This is a genomic window from Mesorhizobium sp. Root102, assembly GCF_001425625.1.
Taxonomy (GTDB): Bacteria; Pseudomonadota; Alphaproteobacteria; order Rhizobiales; family Rhizobiaceae; genus Mesorhizobium.
In genome coordinates this window covers 182,827-201,828 of record NZ_LMCP01000034.1, presented here as the reverse complement: position 1 = coordinate 201,828, position 19,002 = coordinate 182,827, and the positions used below count along the sequence as shown (strand labels likewise).

Below are 19,002 nucleotides of genomic sequence, written 5' to 3'. Positions count from 1 at the left end.
GTGGCTGACGAGCCTACTGCAACTGCGGCTTTTTCAGAAAGCTGCCGCGGTCAGCCGATTTGACGCGCAGCCATGTTTCGCGGCCGTCGCGCAGCACCCGCATCGGGATCTCGGCACCCGCCGAGCCGCTCTCCCACAGCTTGCGATAGAAATCGGCCAGCCCATCGACCGCGCCGTCGCGGATGTCGGAAATTATGTCGCCCTGGCGCAGGCCGGCCTTGGCCGCCGGGCCGCCTTCGGTCACGCTCATTACCACCACCTTGCCGTCGCTTTCGGCCGACAAGGCGCCGAGCCATGGGCGCGGCGGCTTGGCCACCTGGCCGCGTGTCAGGAGATCATCGAGAATGGGCGGCAACAGATCGATCGGCACCACCATGTTGATATCGGCGACTTCGCCGTTGCGACTCATCTGCAGGCGCAGCGAACCGATGCCGAGCAGCGAGCCGTCGGCGCCGAACAGCCCGGCGCCGCCCCAGGACGGGTGTGCCGGCGCAATGAAGATCGCCTCGTCGAGCAGATACTCCCAGTAGCCGGCGAATTCCTGCTTGGTGACGATCCTGGCCTGCACGGATTGGCCGATGCCGTCGGCCAGCACCACGGCGTCGCCGATCCTGGCCTTGCCGGCATCGCCCAGCGCCACCGCCGGCAGGCCGAGCGGCGCCAGCGCCTGCACCAGGCCGAAGCCCGATTCCTGGTCATAGGCAAGCGCGTGCGCGGGGATGACGCGGCCATCATGGCTGGTCAGCCAGACCTCTTCCGCTTCGGTGATGAGATAGCCGATGGTCAGCACCAGCCCGTCAGTGCGAATGACGACGCCGCTGCCTTCCCTGAGCGTGCCGAGCGCCCCGGCCGTAAAGGCATCTTCCGGAACAGTGGCCCGCACGGCAACGACCGAGCGCGGATTGGGATTGATGGTCATGCGTTTGTCCTGCGATGCAATGCTCTGGCGAGGCGATGTCTCTTATACGTATGCCGCATGCGAGATGGTGCAAGGGGGGTGGGTGCTGACCTCATCCCCTACGCAGTAGAAGGTCCGTGCAGCGGCGGCATAAAACAATAGTTCAACGCAAGTTGAACTTCCCCATCCGCAACCCTAGCTTTAGATGGACCTGCCCATCCTTTCCACAAGCCCCCCGAACACGAGGCCCCGCGATGACCGCATACACCCCGCCGAAAGTATGGACCTGGAACAAGCCGAGTGGCGGCGCCTTTGCCAGCATCAACCGGCCGATCGCCGGCCCCACCCATGACAAGGAACTGCCCATCGGCAAGCATCCGCTGCAGCTCTATTCGCTGGCGACGCCGAATGGCGTCAAGGTGACGGTCATGCTGGAGGAGCTTCTGGCTCGCGGCCACAAGGGCGCCGAATACGATGCTTGGCTGATCAGGATCAACGATGGCGACCAGTTCGGCAGCGGCTTCGTCGAGGTCAACCCCAACTCCAAGATCCCCGCCTTGATGGACCGCAGCGGCAAGACGCCGGTGCGCATCTTCGAATCCGGTTCGATCCTGGTCTATCTCGCCGAAAAATTCGGCGAATTCCTTCCCAGCGAGCAGCCGGCCCGCGCCGAGGTGCTGTCCTGGCTATTCTGGCAGATGGGCTCGGCGCCGTATCTGGGCGGCGGCTTCGGCCATTTCTACGCCTATGCGCCGGAGAAGTTCGAATACGCCATCGACCGCTTCTCGATGGAGGTGAAGCGCCAGATGGACGTGCTCGACCGTCGGCTTGCCGAGACCGAATATCTCGGCGGCAAGGACTACTCCATCGCCGACATGGCGGTGTGGCCCTGGTATGGCGGGCTGGCGCTCGGCCGTATGTACAATGATTCCGCCGAGTTCCTGTCCGTGCAGGAGTACAAGCATGTGCAGCGCTGGGCGAAGGCGATCGACGCCCGCCCGGCGGTCAAGCGCGGCCGCATGGTCAACCGCGCCTTCGGCGAACCGGCCCTGCAACTGCATGAGCGCCACGACGCCAGCGACTTCGACACGAACACGCAAGACAAGCTGGCCGCCGAGTGAGCTGACCGGCTAGATCTAGCGCTGCCGACCTCCCTCTCCTGCGAGGAGGTCGGCGGCGTCAACCCGTCCGCCTCTGCTCGACGGCCGACATCCACAGCCCGTCAATGTCGGCAAGAAACGTCTCGTCGATCTCGTCGAGATGGTTCCAGTACATGCCGTCCTCGTAGAAATAGCCGAGGTCCCTCTCGATCTCCTCGGCTCTTTCGGCCTTGTCGAGCCGGATGCTGCCAAGAATGTCCGCCTTCATGTCGGCAATCCGCGTGAGCGAAAGGCCGCCAAGCTCGTCGAAGGCGAGCCTGGGAAAGACCAGCCGGCTGCGCGGCAGGTCGGACAGATTGATGCACAGGCAGCCGTGCTTCAGCGCCTGAACAAGCAGGCGCGCCGACTTGGCCTCGAGATTGCGCAGGGTGACGTCGTCGCGCAGCGGGTCGGGACGGCCGATGCCGTAAAAATGCGTCTTGTCGGGACGGTCGTAGATCATGTCGCAGCCCAGGAATGCCAGCACATCGGGCTTCTGGCTGTGAATGGTCCAGTATGCAGCGGTCAGCGCCATGGTGGCGCCGGCATAGACGAAGCCACCGAAGGCGTTCTGCGCCGGAACATACTGCGTGGCGCTGAATATCCGAGCCTGTCGCAAGGTCGCGTCTTGGGGCAGCCGGTCCGACGGGAAATCGCCGGCATGAACGAGGAAATCCCAGTCGGGGCGCACCCGCCAAGCATTGTTGATGGCGACGATCCGGCTGAACGCCTGCTTCGGCCAGGGCTCGCAACGCACCGCGTCGGGCGCGCTGCCAAGCAGAAGCAGGGTGCGGGGTGCGTCATCGCGGGCAGTTTCGATGGGCGGGATGGTCATCGAAGGGCTTTCAGGTCTCGGCCGAAAGGCCGGCTGCACATCGACATATGCCGGCTTGCGAACGTTTCGCAAGACCCTGCACCCTGGCGGACGACTTTGCCAGCCCGATGCGCTTGCGCCGAATGGGCCAAGACCCGGCCTCAAAAAGAAACCCGCCACCGACGCGACGTCGGAGGCGGGTTTTTCCCAAGGTAAGTTTGACGCGGTGACTCTTAGTTCAGGACTTCGACGATCTGATGGGTCTCGGGATCGACCAGGACAGTCTGGTCATTGATGACGGCGACGCGGTACTTGACGTTGGGCACTTCGCGCAGTTGGACCGTATCCGGCACCGGCGAGCCGAGCTTGAGCTCGACCCCCAGAAGGTTCACCGATGCCAGTGGCTCCTTCTTGATGTACTCGCGAACGATAGTGTTCTGTTCCGGCTGGACGACGATGACATCTTCCGCCAGCGCCGCACCAATGCCGCTCATCAGGACAACCGCGGCCGCCGCACTCGTAAGATAAAGTTTCATGACAATCTCCTAAGGGCTATCTGAAAATCCGCCCTGCATGAAAACTCCATGATTGCCTTGAGGTTCCATCTCGAATTTACGAATACACGAATAAATAAAATCGGCCGGACGCCGACACATATTATTGTCTCGCTTCGGCGAAAGACCCAAGATATTTCCAAATATTTTTGATGATTTGTATATGAATTTCTAATCCGGATAATTTTTCGGATTTATAACCTTGATCCGGCGGGGCTATGTCCCAAATGGAAAGCCGATCTCGGTGCGATCGCAAAGAGCGGCGCATCGACCTCCTCCGCAATCTCTATCGAGAGCGGCGGTCGATTGCTGCAATACCTTAGGATTGGCTAACGTTGAGAGCGAAATGTCGTTCCGCCACTTTTCCCGGCGCCACGAAAAAAAGGCCCGCTTTCCCGGGAGCGGAGCGAGCCCCAAAACGGCGCCGGCTGAGGTGGCAGTCTCACCGGTCACGCCAGGGAAGCGCGAAGCCTCGGCACTGGTTCCGGCCTTTGGCGGCCTTGCGCTGACACACAGCCTCGACCAAGCATCCCTTCACCTTCATATTCGTCACCATCGCGCTGGTGACGCTGTTCGCCGGGCTTGCCTGGCGCACGCGCGAATGGATGGGCTTGTAGCGGAAGCGCCATTCCTGATCGATCCCGCATCGAACCCGAGTACCGACCTCAAAACCAGACACCGTCGCGATGCAGCGGCGAGACAGCATCCACTGGATCCTGGCTGGTAGCGGCATGGCGCACGCCCGAAGATCAGCCTCACGACGAGCACGAAGTAGCCGACCTGCACGACAAGAAGCGTCGCGATCGTCCAGGCAAATGCCTCCCAGAAAGAACCGGTGGCCATATAGGTCCAGACCGCGACAATCACGGCCGTGGCCGACATCCCCACAAGAAACTGTCCGAAATACATCGTTCCCCAATCGTTGAACCGCCCCGGTTCCAACGACTCGCTGCCAAATTCCCATTACCCGCGGACAGCGTTCCATTATTTTAGCAACTTCGCAAGTATGTGATCGGGCGCCCGTGCGCTCGAAATTTGTTGCGCGCCGGCCTGGTCGGGAGCAATTTGATGCTCACGGACTGGGGTAGCGAAGAAAACAGGTCCGGGGGATGAGGAAATGACACTCAAATTGATAGGGGCCGGTTTCGGCCGCACTGGCACGTGGTCGACCTTTGCCGCGCTGAACAGGCTCGGCCTGCCATCCTATCACATGCAGGAAGTGATCATGAACAAGGCCAACAAGGGCCATCTCGATTTCTGGCGCAAGGTGGCCAACAGCCCCCCGGGCAGCCAGCACGACTGGAACCGTGTGTTCGCCAACTATACGGCCACGGTCGACAATCCTGGCTGTTGCGTGTGGAAGGAACTGATGGCTGCCTACCCCGATGCAAAGGTCTTGCTGACGCTCCATCCGCGCGGCGCCGAAGCATGGTATGAGAGCACCATCGACACGATCTACTTCACCGAGAATGTCTGGCAGTTCAAGATCCTGGAATGGCTGACGCCCTTCGGCCGGAAATTCGGGGACATGTCGCGCAAGCTGGTGTGGGGCCGTACCCTGAAAGGCGTGATGGACGACCGCGCCAAGGCAGTGGCGCGCTACAACGCCTATATCGAAGAGGTGAAGGCAGCGGTGCCGCCGCAAAAGCTGCTGATCTACAAGGTGACCGAAGGTTGGGTGCCGCTTTGCGAGTTCCTCGGCGTGGCACTGCCCAACGAGCCTTTCCCCAACCTCAACGACCGCGAAACAATCAAGAAGATCATCCGCGATATCATCAAAGGCTCCTACATCATGCTGGGGCTGACCATTGCGGCGATTGTGGCCGTGGTTGCGGCGCTGTGGTGGTGGCTGGGCTGATCTCCAGTCCGTCGGCAATCCAGAACCAGTCTTTGCCCGGCGGGTAAGGGAACAAACGCCGGCACGCCGAGTTTCGCCTCCAGTCTTTTCAAGGATTGGAGGCCAGCATGGCACCGCGCAGCAAACCCGATATCGACAACGACGACACAGAAGCCGATGGTCCCATCATCCAGCAGCAAGACTGGGATGCCATCAAGGGAAGCAGAATCTTGCCTGACTCCGCGTCGGAAGACGGCGAGATCAGCTACGGCCTCGAGAAGGATGGCGATCTGTCCGAGGAAGACGACGACAACGCCTACCAGGACAGCGACGACGCCCTGCCTGACGACGAGGAAGAAGCCGCCATCAAGCGCCACCCGACCCGCGAGGGTAGGTTCGACGAGACGTGAGCCGGGTGCTAGGGCGTGCCGCGCTGCTCATCATCGAAGGCATCGCGATCGGCGGCGGCCCCAGTCATTTTTTCGGCGTCTCCAGCATGCGGACACTCTGGTTCGACCGTGATGGATGTGAAGGTGGTGAATTCGGCTTCGCCATGCCCGTGAGGAACCATGATATCTCGCCACCACTCGCCCGCGCGAGTCCTGCAAGTTCGAATTCCTGACTATCGGCAAGACCCTGTTTGAACCGCGGCCCGCCCTGTGCCGAGACGTAGACCGCCCCGCGAGCCACCCGTCGCCGCCGAGATGTGACAACGTGGCCTTAAAACTTGCCAAAACCACATTTTCCATGCCCGAATACCTGGGCGAAGACGCTTGGCCGGCTAAGGCCTTCACCCAGATAATATATCAGTTTTCACTAAAATAATGGAACGTCCAATGGACATTGCCGGAACCGAACAGGTCCCCCTCGGACCTTTGTCTCCGACAGCCAAGACCTTGGTCCCACAGGAAAAAGCAAAAGCCCGTTTTGACTGGATTGAAGCCCTGACAAGGGAACATCGGGGCCTGCTTGTCGTTTGTCGCCAAGGCTCCGGCATGACAACAGCCGGCGCCCAACTCGGAGAACACGCAATGCCCCATCGATCCACCATCATCAAAACAGGCCACGGCCCGGGCACGGCGATCGCCGTGCTCATGGTCGGATTGATGGCGGTGGGCTTCGTATTCCTCGTCCTGGGCAGTTCGCTCTACTTCAGCGAGCAGCCGTCGGATCAACGCGCACAGTCTTCCCCGCCGGCCCGATCGATCCAGGCGGTGGATGGCAGAGCGGCAAATTGATCGAGTCTGCACCCCACGGCGGAACAAGCAGCCGTCTTTCGGATTAGCGTAAGCATGACTAATAGAGGAGAATCTATAGTGAAGAACTTCATTCTTTCGGCCCTTGTCGCCATCTCCGTCGTGTCACCCACCATCGTCGCTCCGGCGCAAGCCGCCAGCCTCGTCATCACGACCGACAACGGCAATAACGGCATGGGCCGGCATAATTGGCGCCGGCATCACGACCGCGAGCATTACTGGCGCAGGCATCACAACCGGCATTGCTTCGTGAACGTGAAGAAGCAATGGCGCCACCACCATTGGGTGATCAAGAAGGTGCGCATCTGCAACTCCGGCCGCTTCTGAGCGATGTCGAAATTGCCGCCGAGGCGCACCGCAGGTTTCGGCCGAACGGAAGAGCCTTGGCCACGGCCGCTGTCTGGAGCGCAGCGGTCGTCGTGCTGGTGCTGGTGGCGGCCGGAAAGGTTGGCTTCTGACGCCCGAGGTGCACGGCCTTTATCCACCGAAGAGGTTTGACCGCGCTTGCATTAATATTAGAGATAGCGAATATAACAAATCGGTCGGCGACCGCCAGAAGTCGGCCGAGCCCGGCGTGCCTCCCTTTGCACCTGGCCGCCGGGCCATTTTCTCCCTTGCCGCTTGCCTCACGCGCCGGCGATGCGACGACCATCAGCGCACCACCACCTTGCCATCCGTGGCCACCGCCCTGCCCCGGCGATAAACCGTCCGGCCCTTCGGCACCACCACCACCGCCTCGGGCACATGCTGCCGGCAGGGTGACGAAGTCGGCGCTGGCGCCGACCGCAAAGCCGTAACTCTCCAGCCCCAGCGCTTTCGCCCCGGCATGGGTCACCACGTCGAAGGCGGCGGCCTGTTCGTGGTCCTCGTAGAAGCCGGAACGGCAGCCGATCATCTTGGTGCGGCTCAGCATGTCGCCATCGCCATAGGGCCGCCAGGAATCGCGGATGTTGTCGGAGCCGCTGATTACGGTGACACGGCTTGCCTGAATGCCATCCATGGGTTGAAGCGGCAGTCGTCGCCGCTTGCCGGCCGGCGGTCAATGCCGCAAGAAAGAGAAACAGTTTCTCGGCGCGCCGAAATCCCGGGCGCCGAATCTGCACTTTGGTCCCGGCCTATTCCGCTTTCGCGGAAGTTTCGACCGGCGCGCAATATGCAATGCTGCTAACGCGGCGGTACGAGCCGCCCTGGTTGACGCGGGCGCCTGAGCCATCCCAACAATGCGCCCCCCCGTCCGCGTCGACCACGGCAGCCGCTTGGCGCCATCATGCGATCCGCGAAGTCGCGCGCCGGCGATGTCGAACAACACAGCCGCCGGAAGCGCCGACTAGCCTGCCGCGACGTTCGTCGCGGGCTTCAGCCGCCGACCAACGCCTTTGTCGTCACCAGATTGACGCCGGCCTCGGCAAACTCGCCATTGTGCCGGGCGATGATCTGCTCCGCGCTCTCGCTGGCATTGTCCAGCGTGCTGTGGGCATCGGAAACCACGGTCACGCCGAGCCCTCTGGCGATCGCGCTCTTGACGGTCGCCGCCACGCAAAAATCGGTCTGTGCGCCCAGCAGCATGACAGCACCCGCGCCCTGCCCGGCAACCCAGTCGCCGAAGGCCTGATTGCTGAACGCATCGCGCACGGATTTGGCGAAGGTCGGCTCGTCCGCCGCCTGGCCAAGGGCGGGCCATACCGGCCAGCCCGGCTCACCCGGTGCCAGCGGATCGCCGTCAGGTCCGTCATGCCTGATAAAGGCAACTCGGCGGCCGCCGCGCCGCGCCCAGTCGATCACCGCCTTCGTGCGCTCGACAATATCAGGCGCATCATGGATCGGCGGCTCGTGCACGCCGTCGAACATGCCGGTCTGGAGATCGATGACAATGAGCGGCGCTTTGTCTGGGAGGCTGGAAGCTGACATGGTTTTAGATAGCACGGCGGGCAAGGTGATCAAGGATTTGCTCACTCCGGCGCACCGGCAAACAGCACCACGCCGTCACCGCCGATAGCCGGCCAGTCGCGGATGGTGCGGTCGTCGCCGCCGGTCAGCACCGTGCCGTCGGCGGCGAAGGCCACCGCATAGATCGGGCCGGTCTGGCTGTCGAACATCGCGATCTGGTTGCCGGTGTCCATGTCCCAGAGCCGCGCCGTGCCGTCGAGCGAGCCGGAGACCAGGCGCTTGCCGTCGGCCGACAGCGCCAGCGCGTAGACGGTGCCCTCATGGCCTTCGAAGCGGCGCACTTCGCGGCCGCTGTCGAGATCCCAGAGCCTGATCGTGTAATCGCCGCTGCCGGTCACCAATTGATGCCCGTCGGCGGTGAACACCGCGCCATAGGTGCCTTGCTCATGTCCGTGCCAGCTGCGCAGCTGCTTGCCGGTCTCGACATCCCAGAGTTTCAGCGTGCCGTCGATGCTGCCGCTGAGGGCCTGCTTGCCATCGGGCGAGACGGCGACGGCGCTGACCGACCAGTCGTGCCCGCTCATGACGTGCAGCACGACGCCCTTCTCGAGGTCCCAGACGATGACATTGCCCGTATCGTGCCCACTGACGGCGCGTTTGCCGTTCGGGCTGATCGCCAGCTTGTTGACGCCGCCATTGCCGCCCGACGAGAAGACATGCAGCACCGCGCCATCGGAAAGTCTGCGCTGCACGATCTCGCCGTCGTCACCGGCCGTCAGCGCGCTGACGCCATCGGGCATGAACAGCGCCGTGCGGGCCATGTCCTTGTGGACGCCGAGATCGCGGATCAAGTGCTTGCCGGCAATATCCCAGAGCTTGATCGTGTGGTCGGTGCTGGCGCTCATGATCGAGTGCCCGTCGGGCGCGACCGCCAGCCAGACAACGGCGTCGCGGTGGCCCTCGGGTTGCGTCGGCAGCGGTGACGGAGCCGGCGGCAATGGCGCCACGGTGGGCGGCGGAATGACCGCGACCTCAGGCGGCGTCGGAGCGACGGGAGCTGGCGGCGTCGGCGGCACCAGGGCAGGCAAGGTCGGTGGCGCGGGCGGATTGGCGGCCTCTGGCGGCGAAGCAGTTGGAGGTGGTGTTTGCGGGACTACTGGCTCCGGAGCCGGCGGCGCGCTAGCGACATCCTGCCCCTTGGGTTCGTTGGTCTTCGGTCCAGGGATTTTTGGTTCGTTGGCCTTGGGTTGGCTTGGCGAAGCCACCTCGCCGCCCGGGCCGTGCGCGCCCCGCGGGAATTGATCGGCCAGCAACACCAGCACGGCAATCACCGGCAAAACAAAGAAAGCGCGCCGCAAGTTCGGCCGGCCCTTGGGCCCGGTCTCGGCGTCGCGGCCAAAAAGCGGCGTCCCAGTGGGATGGCTCGGCCGGCCGGGCAGCAGCCCGGCCCAGAACAACAAAGCGCCAAGCAGGCAGAGCGCGCCCACCGCCAGGAACACCACCGGCCACAGCGTGGCCGGACCATGCAGCATCCGCACCATGCCGCTCCAGGTGAAGTCCCTTCCGCCCAGGAGCAGATATGGGCGCACTAGGCAAGCCATTGCCGCCGCCAGCAGAGGAAGCGCAAACAGCCTGTCAGCCAACCTGTCCATCTGATTCTTCCCCCGGGCCGTTCATTGGTGGCCCTGACGACGTAACGTCGCCCGCGCATGGTGCAATGGTCGAGACTACCAGCGGCGCGCTCCTATCGCCAAGAGCCCGCCACCCGACAGTTCATGCCGAGCGAAGGCACGCGCCCTTGCCGACGCTCGCATGCCTTGCGGCTTGGTTGACACATGTCGTCAGTCTGGCCATCATCGTTAAGGGATTCAGGAGAGACCGCGATGAAGAAGACTTACGCCAAGCCGACCTTCGTCAGGAAGGGCAAGCTTTCAGCCGTCACGGCAAACGGCTCGAGCAGCGTCATAATATAATCCCGACGCACTTTGGCCGGATCGCGCCGACGCTGGAGCAATTCCAAGAAAGTGTGTAGCGGTTTTCGATCAGGAATTGCGTAAAAATAAAGATTGGACGACAAGCGCCATGCCGATCGTCCTTGGATATATTGCAGATGCTTTTAGCCCGGATGGTTGACAGGTGGCCACGGTCTGGCATCATCGAACCGGGATTTTAGGAGAGTCTGGCATGAAAAAGATCTATGCGAAGCCTGTTTTTCTGAAGAAGGGCCGTCTATCAACGGTCACCGCGGCAAACGGCGCCTCGATTTTGCCGGGCTGATCTGGGCGCAAACCTGATCGCAGCGATGAATCAAGAATTTGGAGGATGAGCGCCTTGGCGCTTGTCCTTGGCATTGTTACAGATTAATTCAGCTCCGCGTGTTTGACAGATGGCTGCGGTCTGGCATCATCGGATCTGGATTTGAGAGGGCCTGACGTGAAGAAGATTTATGTGAAGCCAATTCTTTTGAAAAAAGGCCGTCTGTCGGCGGTCACGGCGCTCAATGGCGCCTCGGTGTTCTGATTTCACCGCGTCAGGACCAGATCGTCCAGAACCATTTGCCAATAGTGTTTCGTCGACAGGCGAACACGCGTTACTGCCTTGAGCATCGGGGCGTAGTGCAGCGGCGTCAGCGCCGACAGCATGACCTGGTCGCTTGAGATCAGCTGCTCGCCAAGCCAGCTTTCGATCAGCGCCACCTCCCCTTCCGACTTCAGCCAGGCAGCGCTCAGCATGACCGAGTGAAAGCCGAACGGCTGTTCGCAACTGAATTCGGCCGGCAGCCCGCTGCTGGTGTAGACCACATGGTCGCCGGAGACGTTGCCATTGACATAGCCCTGGCTGTCCTTGGTGTAGTCGCGCGCCATCGCATTCAGGTTGCGCCACGCCAAGCCTGCATGGCCGGACGGAATCTTCCTGAAGGTGCGCGACGTCACATCGTCGAAATCGATCGTTTCCAGGGCGGCGTCCGACGCTATGCAAGCGGTCTGCGCCGACAACAGGCCGAGATCGGCCGGATAGGGCGACAGCGCCAGCCCCCGCTCAAGGCCGCCGCCACTGACGAGAACCGTGTCGGCGTCATCGGCCAGATCGACGCTGAAGGCGGCACCTGGCGCCAGCGGCCGCGTCTCCAGCACGTGTCCGTTTCTCATCACCGAGAGGGTCACGGATCCTTCGCCGGCGACGCGCCCACCGAGGCGCCGGAGCGGCGCCAGACCGACCGGCTGCAGCATCCCGTGCGAGACCAGCCCGGCCGGCGAACCCGGCAACGACAGAAGGTGTCGGGTCTGGATGTCGTTTTCGCTTTTCGCCTGCCAGCCGGGCGGCACCGAAACCGCAAAGCGCCAGTTGCCCGGCACGCGGATCACGGCCTTTCTGCGTTTTACCGACATCGGGAAGTTGGCAAAGCCGGCATTGTTGGTGCGCGCTGAAGCGGCGAGCTTGCCGGCCTCATCATACAGCCGCACCATGATGCCGGCCATCGGCCGGTCGCCGACGCCGTATTTGCCGTCGCGATCGACGTCGAAATAAACGAAGGACGAATAGTTCAAAGTGCCGCTGCTGCCGCTCCAATCGCTGCGAACGGCGTAGTCGTCCGCCGGATTGGTCAGCCGCCGCCCCTTGCGGCGGCTGCGCCTCTGCCACAGCAGCCAGAAAAGGGCAGCGGCAGCCGCAAGCACCACGATGGTGGCAAGCAGGATCCCGACAGGACCGAGGTCAAACATGGGGCCTCGATCCACAGGTCTTGTTGGTGATCATGAGCAATCCGGGCTGGAGCACTTTGCAACAGACTAGCCTGCGTCGACGTCGCTGCACAGATGACGCTGGCGGCAAAAGGAGACCGCGGCCGCAGGCTGGAAGGTCGCCCTACTTCAATTCCACCCACACCGGCGCATGATCGCTGGCGCCGTCCTCACCGCGCACGTCGCGGTCAATGCCAGCGGCGGTCAGGCGCCGCGCCAGCTTCTTCGACAGCAAGATGTGATCGAGCCTCAAGCCGGCGTCGCGCGGCCAGCGGTTACGGCGATAATCCCAGAAGGTGTAGAGCGTCTCCTTCGGATGCTTCTTGCGCAGGCCGTCCGTCCAGCCCTGCTCGAGCAAGGCTGCGAAGGAAGCCCGGCTTTCCGGCTGCACCAGCGCGTTGTCGTCATAGGAGCGGGTGGCATAGATGTCGCGCGGCTCGGGCACGATGTTGTAGTCGCCGGCCAGCACCACCGGCAGGCCGGTGTCGAGCAGCTGTTCGGCATGCGCCTCCAGCCGTTCGTGCCATGCGAGCTTGTAGGCGAATTTCGGACCGGGCTGCGGGTTGCCGTTCGGCGCGTAGAGGCAAGCGATGATGATGCCGTTGACCGCCGCCTCGATATAGCGGCTCTGCTTGTCGGCATCGTCGCCGGGCAGAGCATCGCGGGTTAGCACCGGTTCCGAACCCCGCGCGAGGATGGCAACGCCGTTCCAGGTCGGCTCGCCCTTCCACACCGCGCCATAGCCGGCCGCCGCAAGCGCCGAGCGCGGAAACTGCATGTCGCGCGCCTTCAGCTCCTGCACGCAGACGACATCGGGTTTTGCGACAGCCAGCCACGCCAGCAGGTTCTCCAAGCGGCTGTTGATGTTGTTGATGTTGAAGGAGGCGATTTTCATCGCTTCAGGAAACGATCCGACCCGACCACGCCTTCACCGCCTCGGCCAGCGTCTTCAGATGATCGGCGGCGGAGAAGCCCGAGAGGCTCTTGCGCGGCTTGAGGTCATGATCGCCGTCCTCCAGCCAATGGATCTCGATGCTGCTGGAAAGGTCGTAGGTCGCCACCTCGTCTGGTGTCCCGAATTCGTCGCGCGTGCCCTGGAAGATCAGCGTTGGCGTCTTCAGGTCGGCGAGGTGTTTTGTCCGAAGCTGCGTCGGCTTGGTCGGCGGGTGGAAGGGATAGCCGAGGCATAGCAGACCCGAGATTTCGCCCTTGGCAAACATCTCGTCGGCAACCATCGAGGCGACGCGCCCGCCCATCGATTTGCCGCCGATGATGAGCGGGCCAGTCACGCCCTTCGCCCTGAGGTCTGCGATCGCCTTGACATACTCCGGATTCACCGTCTCGGCCCGCGGCGGCGGCTTGCGGTGGCCGTAGCGGCGCGCGGCCATATAGTGGAATTCGAAGCGCGCGACCTGGAAGCCAGCCGCGGCCAGCGCCTTGGCGGTCGCGGTCATTGAAGCCGAGTCCATCGGCGCGCCGGCGCCATGGGCGAGCAGGATGGTGACGGGAGCGGTGTCGGGACCGTCGAAGAGGAAGGTGGTCATCGGGCGACCTTCCCGGAGAGGCCGAGTTCCTTCGCCAGCATAAGTCCCCTCACCCCGCCGTCCGCGCCAGCTGCATATCCACGAACTGCACGCCCTTGGTCGCCACCCCAGCCCATTCGGACTCCGCGTCGAGCTCCAGGTAACGCACCCACAGCCGCCGCGCCTCCAGCAGATTGCCGGCGTCGAACTCCAGCCTCGCGAGGTTGAACACAGGATCGGCATAGGTCTTGTCGAGTGCGATCGCCTTCTGCAGGTGCCTTCGCGCCGAGGCCTCGCGGCCTTGCTCGCTCATCAGCCCGGCGAGGTTGAACCAGGCCTCGACGAAGGCCGGATCGAGTTTTATCGCGCTGATATAGTCGTGCGCGGCGTCCGCCGCGTGGCCGCCGGCGCGCAGGCAGTTGGCGCGGTTGAAGGCGGCGATCGCATCGCTCGGGTCTATGGCCAGGCAGCGCTGGTAGAGTGCGGCAGCACCTTCATGGTCGCCGCCATCCTCCGCCGCTTCGGCCGCGGCGAACAGCTCTTCCAGCGTGTCGTCGCCCTCTGCCCCGGCAGTGCCAAGATCGAACAGCAATTGCCCGTCGAGTTCGCTCTGGCCGCCTTCGAGATAGATAGCGTCGGGCCGGCCGTGCTGCGAGCCGACATTGAGCGACTTGGCGGTCAGCGACGCCACCGGGCCGGAGCGATGGACGGAGCGCGCGATTGCGCCCCATGTCGCACCGCCGGCCACCAGCCCGGCATATTTGCGGGCCAGGATCAGGTCGCGGAAGGAATAGGGTTCTGCGTCATGCTCGAACGCATCGAACAGCGAAAGCATGTCCAGGTCGGCGCCGGACAGCCGCGATTGCTCGATCAGCGATTGCCGCGACAGTGAGGATGCTTCTGGCGCCCCCATCAAGCCGAGCCGGCGCAAAAAGCCGTTCTCGCTGAGCAGTGTTTGCCCCGCGCCGCGTGCGGCGGCGACGCGGCGCTCGATCCCCGCATCGCCGTTTTTCGTCAGACCAGCCTTGGCAAGGAGCGTGCGGCCAAACACGACATGCGTAGTGCGCCTGGTGAGGCCGCGCCTGAGCTGGGCATGCTGGCGCTCGACCTCGCGTGCGGCGAGCCGCAGCGGAAACGCCGCCAGCGCGCCGACCGTGCCAAAGACCGCCCCCGAAACGGCTGGTGCCGTCATTTCTTGCTTTTGCCGACCGCCTTCAGCAGACTGGCCTTCAGCGGATTTTCAGCAGCACCACCCGCTGCCGCCTTCTTGGCGGCTGGCTTGGCGACCTCGTCGGCCTTGCTCTTCGACTTGGCCGGCGGCTTCGACTGCGACAGGCTGGCCTTCAGCGCATCCATCAGGTTGATGACATTGCCGCGCTCGGGTGCCGCCGCGATGATCGGCTTGTGGCCCTTGAGCTTCTCGCGGATCATCGTCATGAGTGCCGCCTCGTAGCGGTCCTCATAGTTCCTCGGATCGAAGGTGGTTTCCTTCTGCTTGATCAGCGCTTCGGCGAGCTGCAGCATTTCCGCGTCGGGCTTGCCGGCGGGAATGTTGCCGAAATATTCAGCCGTCCCACGCACTTCGTTGGGGTTTCTCAACGTGCACACGAACATGCCGTTATCGCGCGCGCCGATCGTCACCACGCGCTCGCGGCTGGACAGAACCAGCCGCGCGATCGCCAGCTTGCCGGATTTGCGCATCGCTTCGCGCAACACGGCGAAGGTTTCTTCCGCCATCGCCCCATCCGGCGCCATGTAGTAGGGCGCATCCTGGTAGATGACGTCGACCTCGCCCTCGTCGACGAAGGCCTCGATGTTCATCGTATGATTGGATTCGATGCGCACCGCGTCGAGGTCGGCATCATCGATGATGATGTACTGCTTGTCCTCATATTCGTAGCCCTTGACCAGATCCGAACGCTCGACGAGCCCGAGTTCCGGATCGACCGGCTTCATGTTGATGCGATTGTGGGTCTTCTTGTGCAGCTGGTTGAAGCTGATGCGCTCGCTCGCGCTGGTGGCGGGATATAGCCGCACCGGACAGCTGACGAGGCTGAGTTTGAGGTAACCTTTCCAACTTGCCCTTGGCGCCATGAAACACTCCTACGCGGCCATGCACTGACATTTACTGCAGCACTTTTCGTCCGAAGGACGAACGAGGCTGCGCAAATCCTACACCGACCCCGCACGATACAGGCAAATCCCTGACGAAATCTTCCGCCACGTCTTTGAGGTCGTGGGTGGAGAATAATTCAAATTGTCGGAAGCGTCGATGGCGTTGGGTTTCCTCGCCCCCACGGGAGCGGGGGACAGGAACCTAGTTCTTCAAGGCCGGCAAATCCCGCGCAAATTCCTCGATATCCGCCCAGGGATCGCCTGACGTCGCCAGGAGCCCCGGCAGCGAGGAATAGTTCAGGTCCTGTGGCGCATCGATGGATTCGAGATCGCTCCAGCTCACCGGTGTCGAGGCCGGCAGATTGGTGCGGGCGCGCAGCGAGTAAGGTGCTGCCGAGGTGTGGCCGCGCGCATTGCGGTGGTAGTCGATGAAGATGCGCCTCTTGCGATTATCCTTGCCCATTGTGGTGGTGAAGGTGTCTGGCGCGGTTGCCGTTAGATGCGTGGCGATGGCGCTGGTCGCCTGGTGCAGCTTCTTCCAGTTCTGCTTGCGCGTCACCGGCACCGTGATGTGGATGCCGCTGCCGCCGGACGTCTTGGCGAAGGGCACCAGCCCCAACCCTTCCAGCTCGCTTTTGATGTGCACCGCGGCCTCGACCACTTCGCGCCAGGTGATCCCCTCGCCCGGGTCGAGATCGAAGACGATCTGGTCGGGTCTGTCGAGGCTGGTGCGGTGGGTGCCCCAGGTGTGGAACTCGACGACACCGAATTGCGCCAGCGCCAGATACCCTTTCGCCCCTTCGACCGAGAGGTAGGATTTGGTCTCGCCCTCGGAGTTGGTCGCCTCGAACGTCACCACCGAGGGCGGCATACCGGTGAAGGCATGGCGCTGGAAGAAGCAGTCCTTCGGCAGGCCGGTCGGGCAGCGCACCAGCGACACCGGGCGGCCGAGGATGTGCGGCAGCATGAAGTCGCCGACCAGCGCGTAGTAGACGGCGATGTCGAGCTTGGTCGGGCCGGTCTTGCCGAACAGCCGCCGCGTCGGGTTGGTCACCCAGATGGTGGCGAGATCAGCCTCCGAGATCAGCCGCTTGCGTGTCGAGGACACTGGCGTCGACAGGCCGACATCGCGCAAGCCGCGAAACACCGCGTGGCGCGGAGCATTGTCCGCCGTGCGGTTGGCGTAGTGGATGCGGGCCGAGAGCAGCGGCTTGACCCAGTTCATCTCGCGCATGATTTCGCGCGGCGCGCCTTCCGGTGCGGACGCGCCTGATGCGAGCGGCTCCAGCCGGGCAAGCAGCTCGGCAGCGGTTTCGCTGTCGAAGCCGGTGCCGACCTTGCCGCGGTAGTGCAATTCACCGCCCTCGAATTCGGCAAGGCCGAGCGCTGCCAGCCCCTCCGCCGCGTCCGATGTGGTGTAGCCGGCAATGACGAAATCGCCGCTTTGCAGCGCCTTGGTCTTGGTCCAGCTTTTGGTGCGGCCGCTCTGGTAGGTGGCAGTGGCGCGCTTGGAGACGACGCCCTCCAGCCCGAGTTCAGACGCCTTGTCGTAGAGCCCCTGCCCCGATCCCTCGACATGGTCGGAGAACTGGATGGCGGAATTGGCGCCGAGGCCGGACAGCATTTGCGCCAGCAGCGCCTTGCGCCGGACGAGCGGCGCCTTGGTCAGGTCCCAGCCGTCGAGGTGTAGAAGGTCGAAGGCGTAGAAATGCAGCCTGCTGCCGGCGCCCTTTGCCAGCGTATCCTGCAGCAGCGCGAAGCGGCTGATGCCCTTGGCGTCGAGCACGACGATCTCGCCGTCGATGATGGCATCGCGGCAAGGCAGTTTCGCGAAGGCATGCGGCAGGTCGCCATAGCGCTTCGTCCAGTCGATGCCGCCACGCGTGATCAGCTTGACCACGCCGTCGCTTAGATGCGCCATGGTGCGGTAGCCGTCGAATTTGATCTCATGCAGCCAAATTTCGTTGGTATGCTCCGCAGGCCCTTCGCCGCCCGGTGGCTTCGGCACCTGCGTCGCCAGCTGCGGCTCGATGCGGCTGAGTGCCGGGGCCCTGAAAGCGCCCGACAGCGTGCCTGGCTTCAGCGGCCCCGGCCTGGGCTTGGCCGCCGGTTTCGCCGGCGCCACCATCTCCTCGATGCGCTTCCCGGATTTGACGCTTTCCGGCCGCGCTTCGAGGATGTCGAGCGCGGTGTCGGCGGCAAGGTCGCGCTCCTTGAACAGCAGCCAGTTCTTCTTCTCGCTGTCCTCGCCGGGTTTCGGTTTCAGCCTGGTCAGCATCCAGCCGCCATTGAGCTTGTCGCCGGCCAGCCGGAATTTGAAGGCGCCGGTCTTGAAACTCTTTTCGACGTCGTCCATCGGCGCCCATGTGCCGGTGTCCCAGACGATCATCGGCCCGCCGCCATACTCGCCCTCGGGAATGACGCCCTCGAAGTCGACATATTCGAGCGGATGATCCTCGGTCTGGACCGCCAGCCTTTTGTCGGCCGGATTGAGCGAAGGCCCGCGCGGCACCGCCCAGCTCTTCAAGACATCGCCGACCTGCAGGCGCAGGTCATAGTGGTCTGCGGTAGCGTGGTGCTTGTGGACGACGAAGCGGTTGCCATCGCCGCCAATGAGCCCACCGGCCGGTTCCGGCGTCTTCGAGAATTCGCGCTTGGCGCGATAGGCTTTGAGTTTTGGTGGAGTTGTCATGACCAGAAGCGAAGCACGGCCGCCAGGAACAAGCCAGTCACGCACTCAATCGTCGGTGGCCGGCATCAACTCAAGCTCCGCAGGCGACAGTCCTTGCTGCAGCTGGCTCAACCGGAATTCATCGACCCAATAAGCCTCGCCGTCGACCAGAACGCGGGCTTGGTAGGTGCCGGCCGAGAAACTCTGCGCGGTGATGTACACCTTGTGGCGGTCGAGCGCCTTGCGCACGGCCGCGCGCTTGGAATTCTGGCCGATGATGGGACTGAACATGACGCTGCCCTCGGTCGCCCTGACACGCAACATGGCCGCTGTCCGCAGCCTGGCGACTGGACTCAAGGATGACGGAGACGCGCCGTCCTGTCAATTTCAGTGCAAACGGCTTGTAGCCGGGATCGGGGGCACAAAAGAAACCGCCGCCTTGCGGCGGCGGATCTGATGGTAGCGATGATCGAACGGCGATTTGCCCGTCAGGTTGCTGCCGACGGGATCGGTGACGCCGTGACGCGGGAGAGCTGCTGACGCTTGTTGAGCGTCGGCTTTTCATAGG

General features: G+C 63.3%; 22 protein-coding genes and 1 pseudogene. 8 read left to right on the top strand and 15 right to left on the bottom strand.

Annotated features, from left to right (window positions below):
- Positions 1-13: 13 nt before the first annotated feature.
- Entirely contained in the window at positions 14-919 is a 906-nt protein-coding gene (locus ASD12_RS23140; RefSeq protein ID WP_056591614.1) for a S1C family serine protease, read from the bottom strand.
- A 233-nt stretch (positions 920-1,152) separates the two neighbouring features.
- On the opposite strand from ASD12_RS23140, the gene yghU reads away from it, so the two are divergent.
- Positions 1,153-2,019: a glutathione-dependent disulfide-bond oxidoreductase gene (yghU, locus tag ASD12_RS23135; RefSeq protein WP_056591610.1), complete on the top strand. Its 867-nt coding sequence runs from the start codon at positions 1,153-1,155 to the stop codon at positions 2,017-2,019.
- Positions 2,020-2,077: 58 nt separating this feature from the next.
- Here the strand turns inward: yghU and ASD12_RS23130 are convergent, their stop codons facing one another.
- The 3 genes from ASD12_RS23130 to ASD12_RS34350 all read right to left on the bottom strand — a co-directional run bounded on the left by ASD12_RS23130 (position 2,078) and on the right by ASD12_RS34350 (position 4,111).
- On the bottom strand, positions 2,078-2,872 hold the full coding sequence (locus ASD12_RS23130; protein ID WP_056591607.1) for a hypothetical protein: 795 nt from the start codon (positions 2,870-2,872) through the stop codon (positions 2,078-2,080).
- Positions 2,873-3,084: 212 nt separating this feature from the next.
- A complete protein-coding gene (locus ASD12_RS23125; RefSeq protein ID WP_056591604.1) occupies positions 3,085-3,387 on the bottom strand; it encodes a DUF1236 domain-containing protein in 303 nt (100 codons plus the stop codon).
- A 460-nt stretch (positions 3,388-3,847) separates the two neighbouring features.
- The gene (locus ASD12_RS34350) at positions 3,848-4,111 is read right to left on the bottom strand and encodes a hypothetical protein (RefSeq protein ID WP_156398643.1); all 264 of its coding nucleotides are present in this window, start codon (positions 4,109-4,111) and stop codon (positions 3,848-3,850) included.
- A 411-nt stretch (positions 4,112-4,522) separates the two neighbouring features.
- Here ASD12_RS34350 and ASD12_RS23115 point away from each other — a divergent pair, with 411 nt between their 5' ends.
- Together ASD12_RS23115 and ASD12_RS23110 are read left to right on the top strand one after the other, a co-directional pair.
- Positions 4,523-5,263, top strand: coding sequence for a sulfotransferase family protein (locus ASD12_RS23115; protein ID WP_056591599.1), 741 nt, complete (start codon positions 4,523-4,525; stop codon positions 5,261-5,263).
- 107 nt (positions 5,264-5,370) lie between these two features.
- Entirely contained in the window at positions 5,371-5,652 is a 282-nt protein-coding gene (locus ASD12_RS23110; protein WP_056591596.1) for a hypothetical protein, read from the top strand.
- 8 nt (positions 5,653-5,660) lie between these two features.
- Here the strand turns inward: ASD12_RS23110 and ASD12_RS34345 are convergent, their stop codons facing one another.
- On the bottom strand, positions 5,661-5,813 hold the full coding sequence (locus ASD12_RS34345; protein WP_156398642.1) for a hypothetical protein: 153 nt from the start codon (positions 5,811-5,813) through the stop codon (positions 5,661-5,663).
- A gap of 265 nt (positions 5,814-6,078) precedes the next feature.
- Between ASD12_RS34345 and ASD12_RS35505 the strand changes: the two genes are divergently transcribed.
- Both ASD12_RS35505 and ASD12_RS23100 read left to right on the top strand, forming a co-directional pair.
- Positions 6,079-6,480, top strand: coding sequence for a hypothetical protein (locus ASD12_RS35505; protein ID WP_244482948.1), 402 nt, complete (start codon positions 6,079-6,081; stop codon positions 6,478-6,480).
- 78 nt (positions 6,481-6,558) lie between these two features.
- Positions 6,559-6,825, top strand: a complete 267-nt coding sequence (locus ASD12_RS23100) for a hypothetical protein (protein ID WP_056591590.1) — start codon at positions 6,559-6,561, stop codon at positions 6,823-6,825.
- Between the two features lie 324 nt (positions 6,826-7,149).
- Here the strand turns inward: ASD12_RS23100 and ASD12_RS33485 are convergent.
- The 3 genes and pseudogenes from ASD12_RS33485 to ASD12_RS34675 all read right to left on the bottom strand — a co-directional run.
- Positions 7,150-7,501, bottom strand: a pseudogene (locus ASD12_RS33485) (metal-dependent hydrolase); the annotation flags it as partial.
- A gap of 353 nt (positions 7,502-7,854) precedes the next feature.
- The gene (locus tag ASD12_RS23090) at positions 7,855-8,406 is read right to left on the bottom strand and encodes an isochorismatase family protein (RefSeq protein WP_056591584.1); all 552 of its coding nucleotides are present in this window, start codon (positions 8,404-8,406) and stop codon (positions 7,855-7,857) included.
- 41 nt (positions 8,407-8,447) lie between these two features.
- Positions 8,448-10,037: a WD40 repeat domain-containing protein gene (locus ASD12_RS34675; RefSeq protein WP_056591581.1), complete on the bottom strand. Its 1,590-nt coding sequence runs from the start codon at positions 10,035-10,037 to the stop codon at positions 8,448-8,450.
- A 231-nt stretch (positions 10,038-10,268) separates the two neighbouring features.
- Here ASD12_RS34675 and ASD12_RS34330 point away from each other — a divergent pair, with 231 nt between their 5' ends.
- From ASD12_RS34330 to ASD12_RS35500, 3 genes are all read left to right on the top strand, one after another.
- Positions 10,269-10,358, top strand: coding sequence for a putative RiPP precursor (locus ASD12_RS34330; protein ID WP_156388918.1), 90 nt, complete (start codon positions 10,269-10,271; stop codon positions 10,356-10,358).
- Between the two features lie 211 nt (positions 10,359-10,569).
- Positions 10,570-10,662, top strand: coding sequence for a hypothetical protein (locus ASD12_RS33465; RefSeq protein WP_082525626.1), 93 nt, complete (start codon positions 10,570-10,572; stop codon positions 10,660-10,662).
- A 156-nt stretch (positions 10,663-10,818) separates the two neighbouring features.
- The gene (locus ASD12_RS35500; protein ID WP_082525625.1) at positions 10,819-10,905 is read left to right on the top strand and encodes a hypothetical protein; all 87 of its coding nucleotides are present in this window, start codon (positions 10,819-10,821) and stop codon (positions 10,903-10,905) included.
- Between the two features lie 2 nt (positions 10,906-10,907).
- On the opposite strand, the gene ASD12_RS23080 is transcribed toward ASD12_RS35500, so the two are convergent.
- The 7 genes from ASD12_RS23080 to ASD12_RS23050 form a co-directional block, all read right to left on the bottom strand.
- Positions 10,908-12,107, bottom strand: coding sequence for a hypothetical protein (locus ASD12_RS23080; RefSeq protein ID WP_056591577.1), 1,200 nt, complete (start codon positions 12,105-12,107; stop codon positions 10,908-10,910).
- 142 nt (positions 12,108-12,249) lie between these two features.
- Entirely contained in the window at positions 12,250-13,020 is a 771-nt protein-coding gene (locus tag ASD12_RS23075) for an exodeoxyribonuclease III (protein WP_056591574.1), read from the bottom strand.
- 4 nt (positions 13,021-13,024) lie between these two features.
- Positions 13,025-13,669, bottom strand: coding sequence for an alpha/beta fold hydrolase (locus tag ASD12_RS23070; protein WP_056591571.1), 645 nt, complete (start codon positions 13,667-13,669; stop codon positions 13,025-13,027).
- 49 nt (positions 13,670-13,718) lie between these two features.
- Entirely contained in the window at positions 13,719-14,840 is a 1,122-nt protein-coding gene (locus ASD12_RS23065) for a tetratricopeptide repeat protein (protein ID WP_056591568.1), read from the bottom strand.
- The gene (locus ASD12_RS23060; RefSeq protein WP_056591564.1) at positions 14,837-15,742 is read right to left on the bottom strand and encodes a Ku protein; all 906 of its coding nucleotides are present in this window, start codon (positions 15,740-15,742) and stop codon (positions 14,837-14,839) included. Before ASD12_RS23060 ends, ASD12_RS23065 begins: the two co-directional genes overlap by 4 nt.
- 223 nt (positions 15,743-15,965) lie before the next feature.
- The gene (gene ligD / locus ASD12_RS23055; protein ID WP_056592184.1) at positions 15,966-18,455 is read right to left on the bottom strand and encodes a DNA ligase D; all 2,490 of its coding nucleotides are present in this window, start codon (positions 18,453-18,455) and stop codon (positions 15,966-15,968) included.
- A 45-nt stretch (positions 18,456-18,500) separates the two neighbouring features.
- Positions 18,501-18,725 carry a hypothetical protein gene (locus ASD12_RS23050; RefSeq protein ID WP_056592180.1) on the bottom strand — a complete coding sequence of 75 codons (225 nt, stop codon included), beginning with the start codon at positions 18,723-18,725 and terminating at the stop codon, positions 18,501-18,503.
- Between the last annotated feature and the right edge of the window lie 277 nt (positions 18,726-19,002).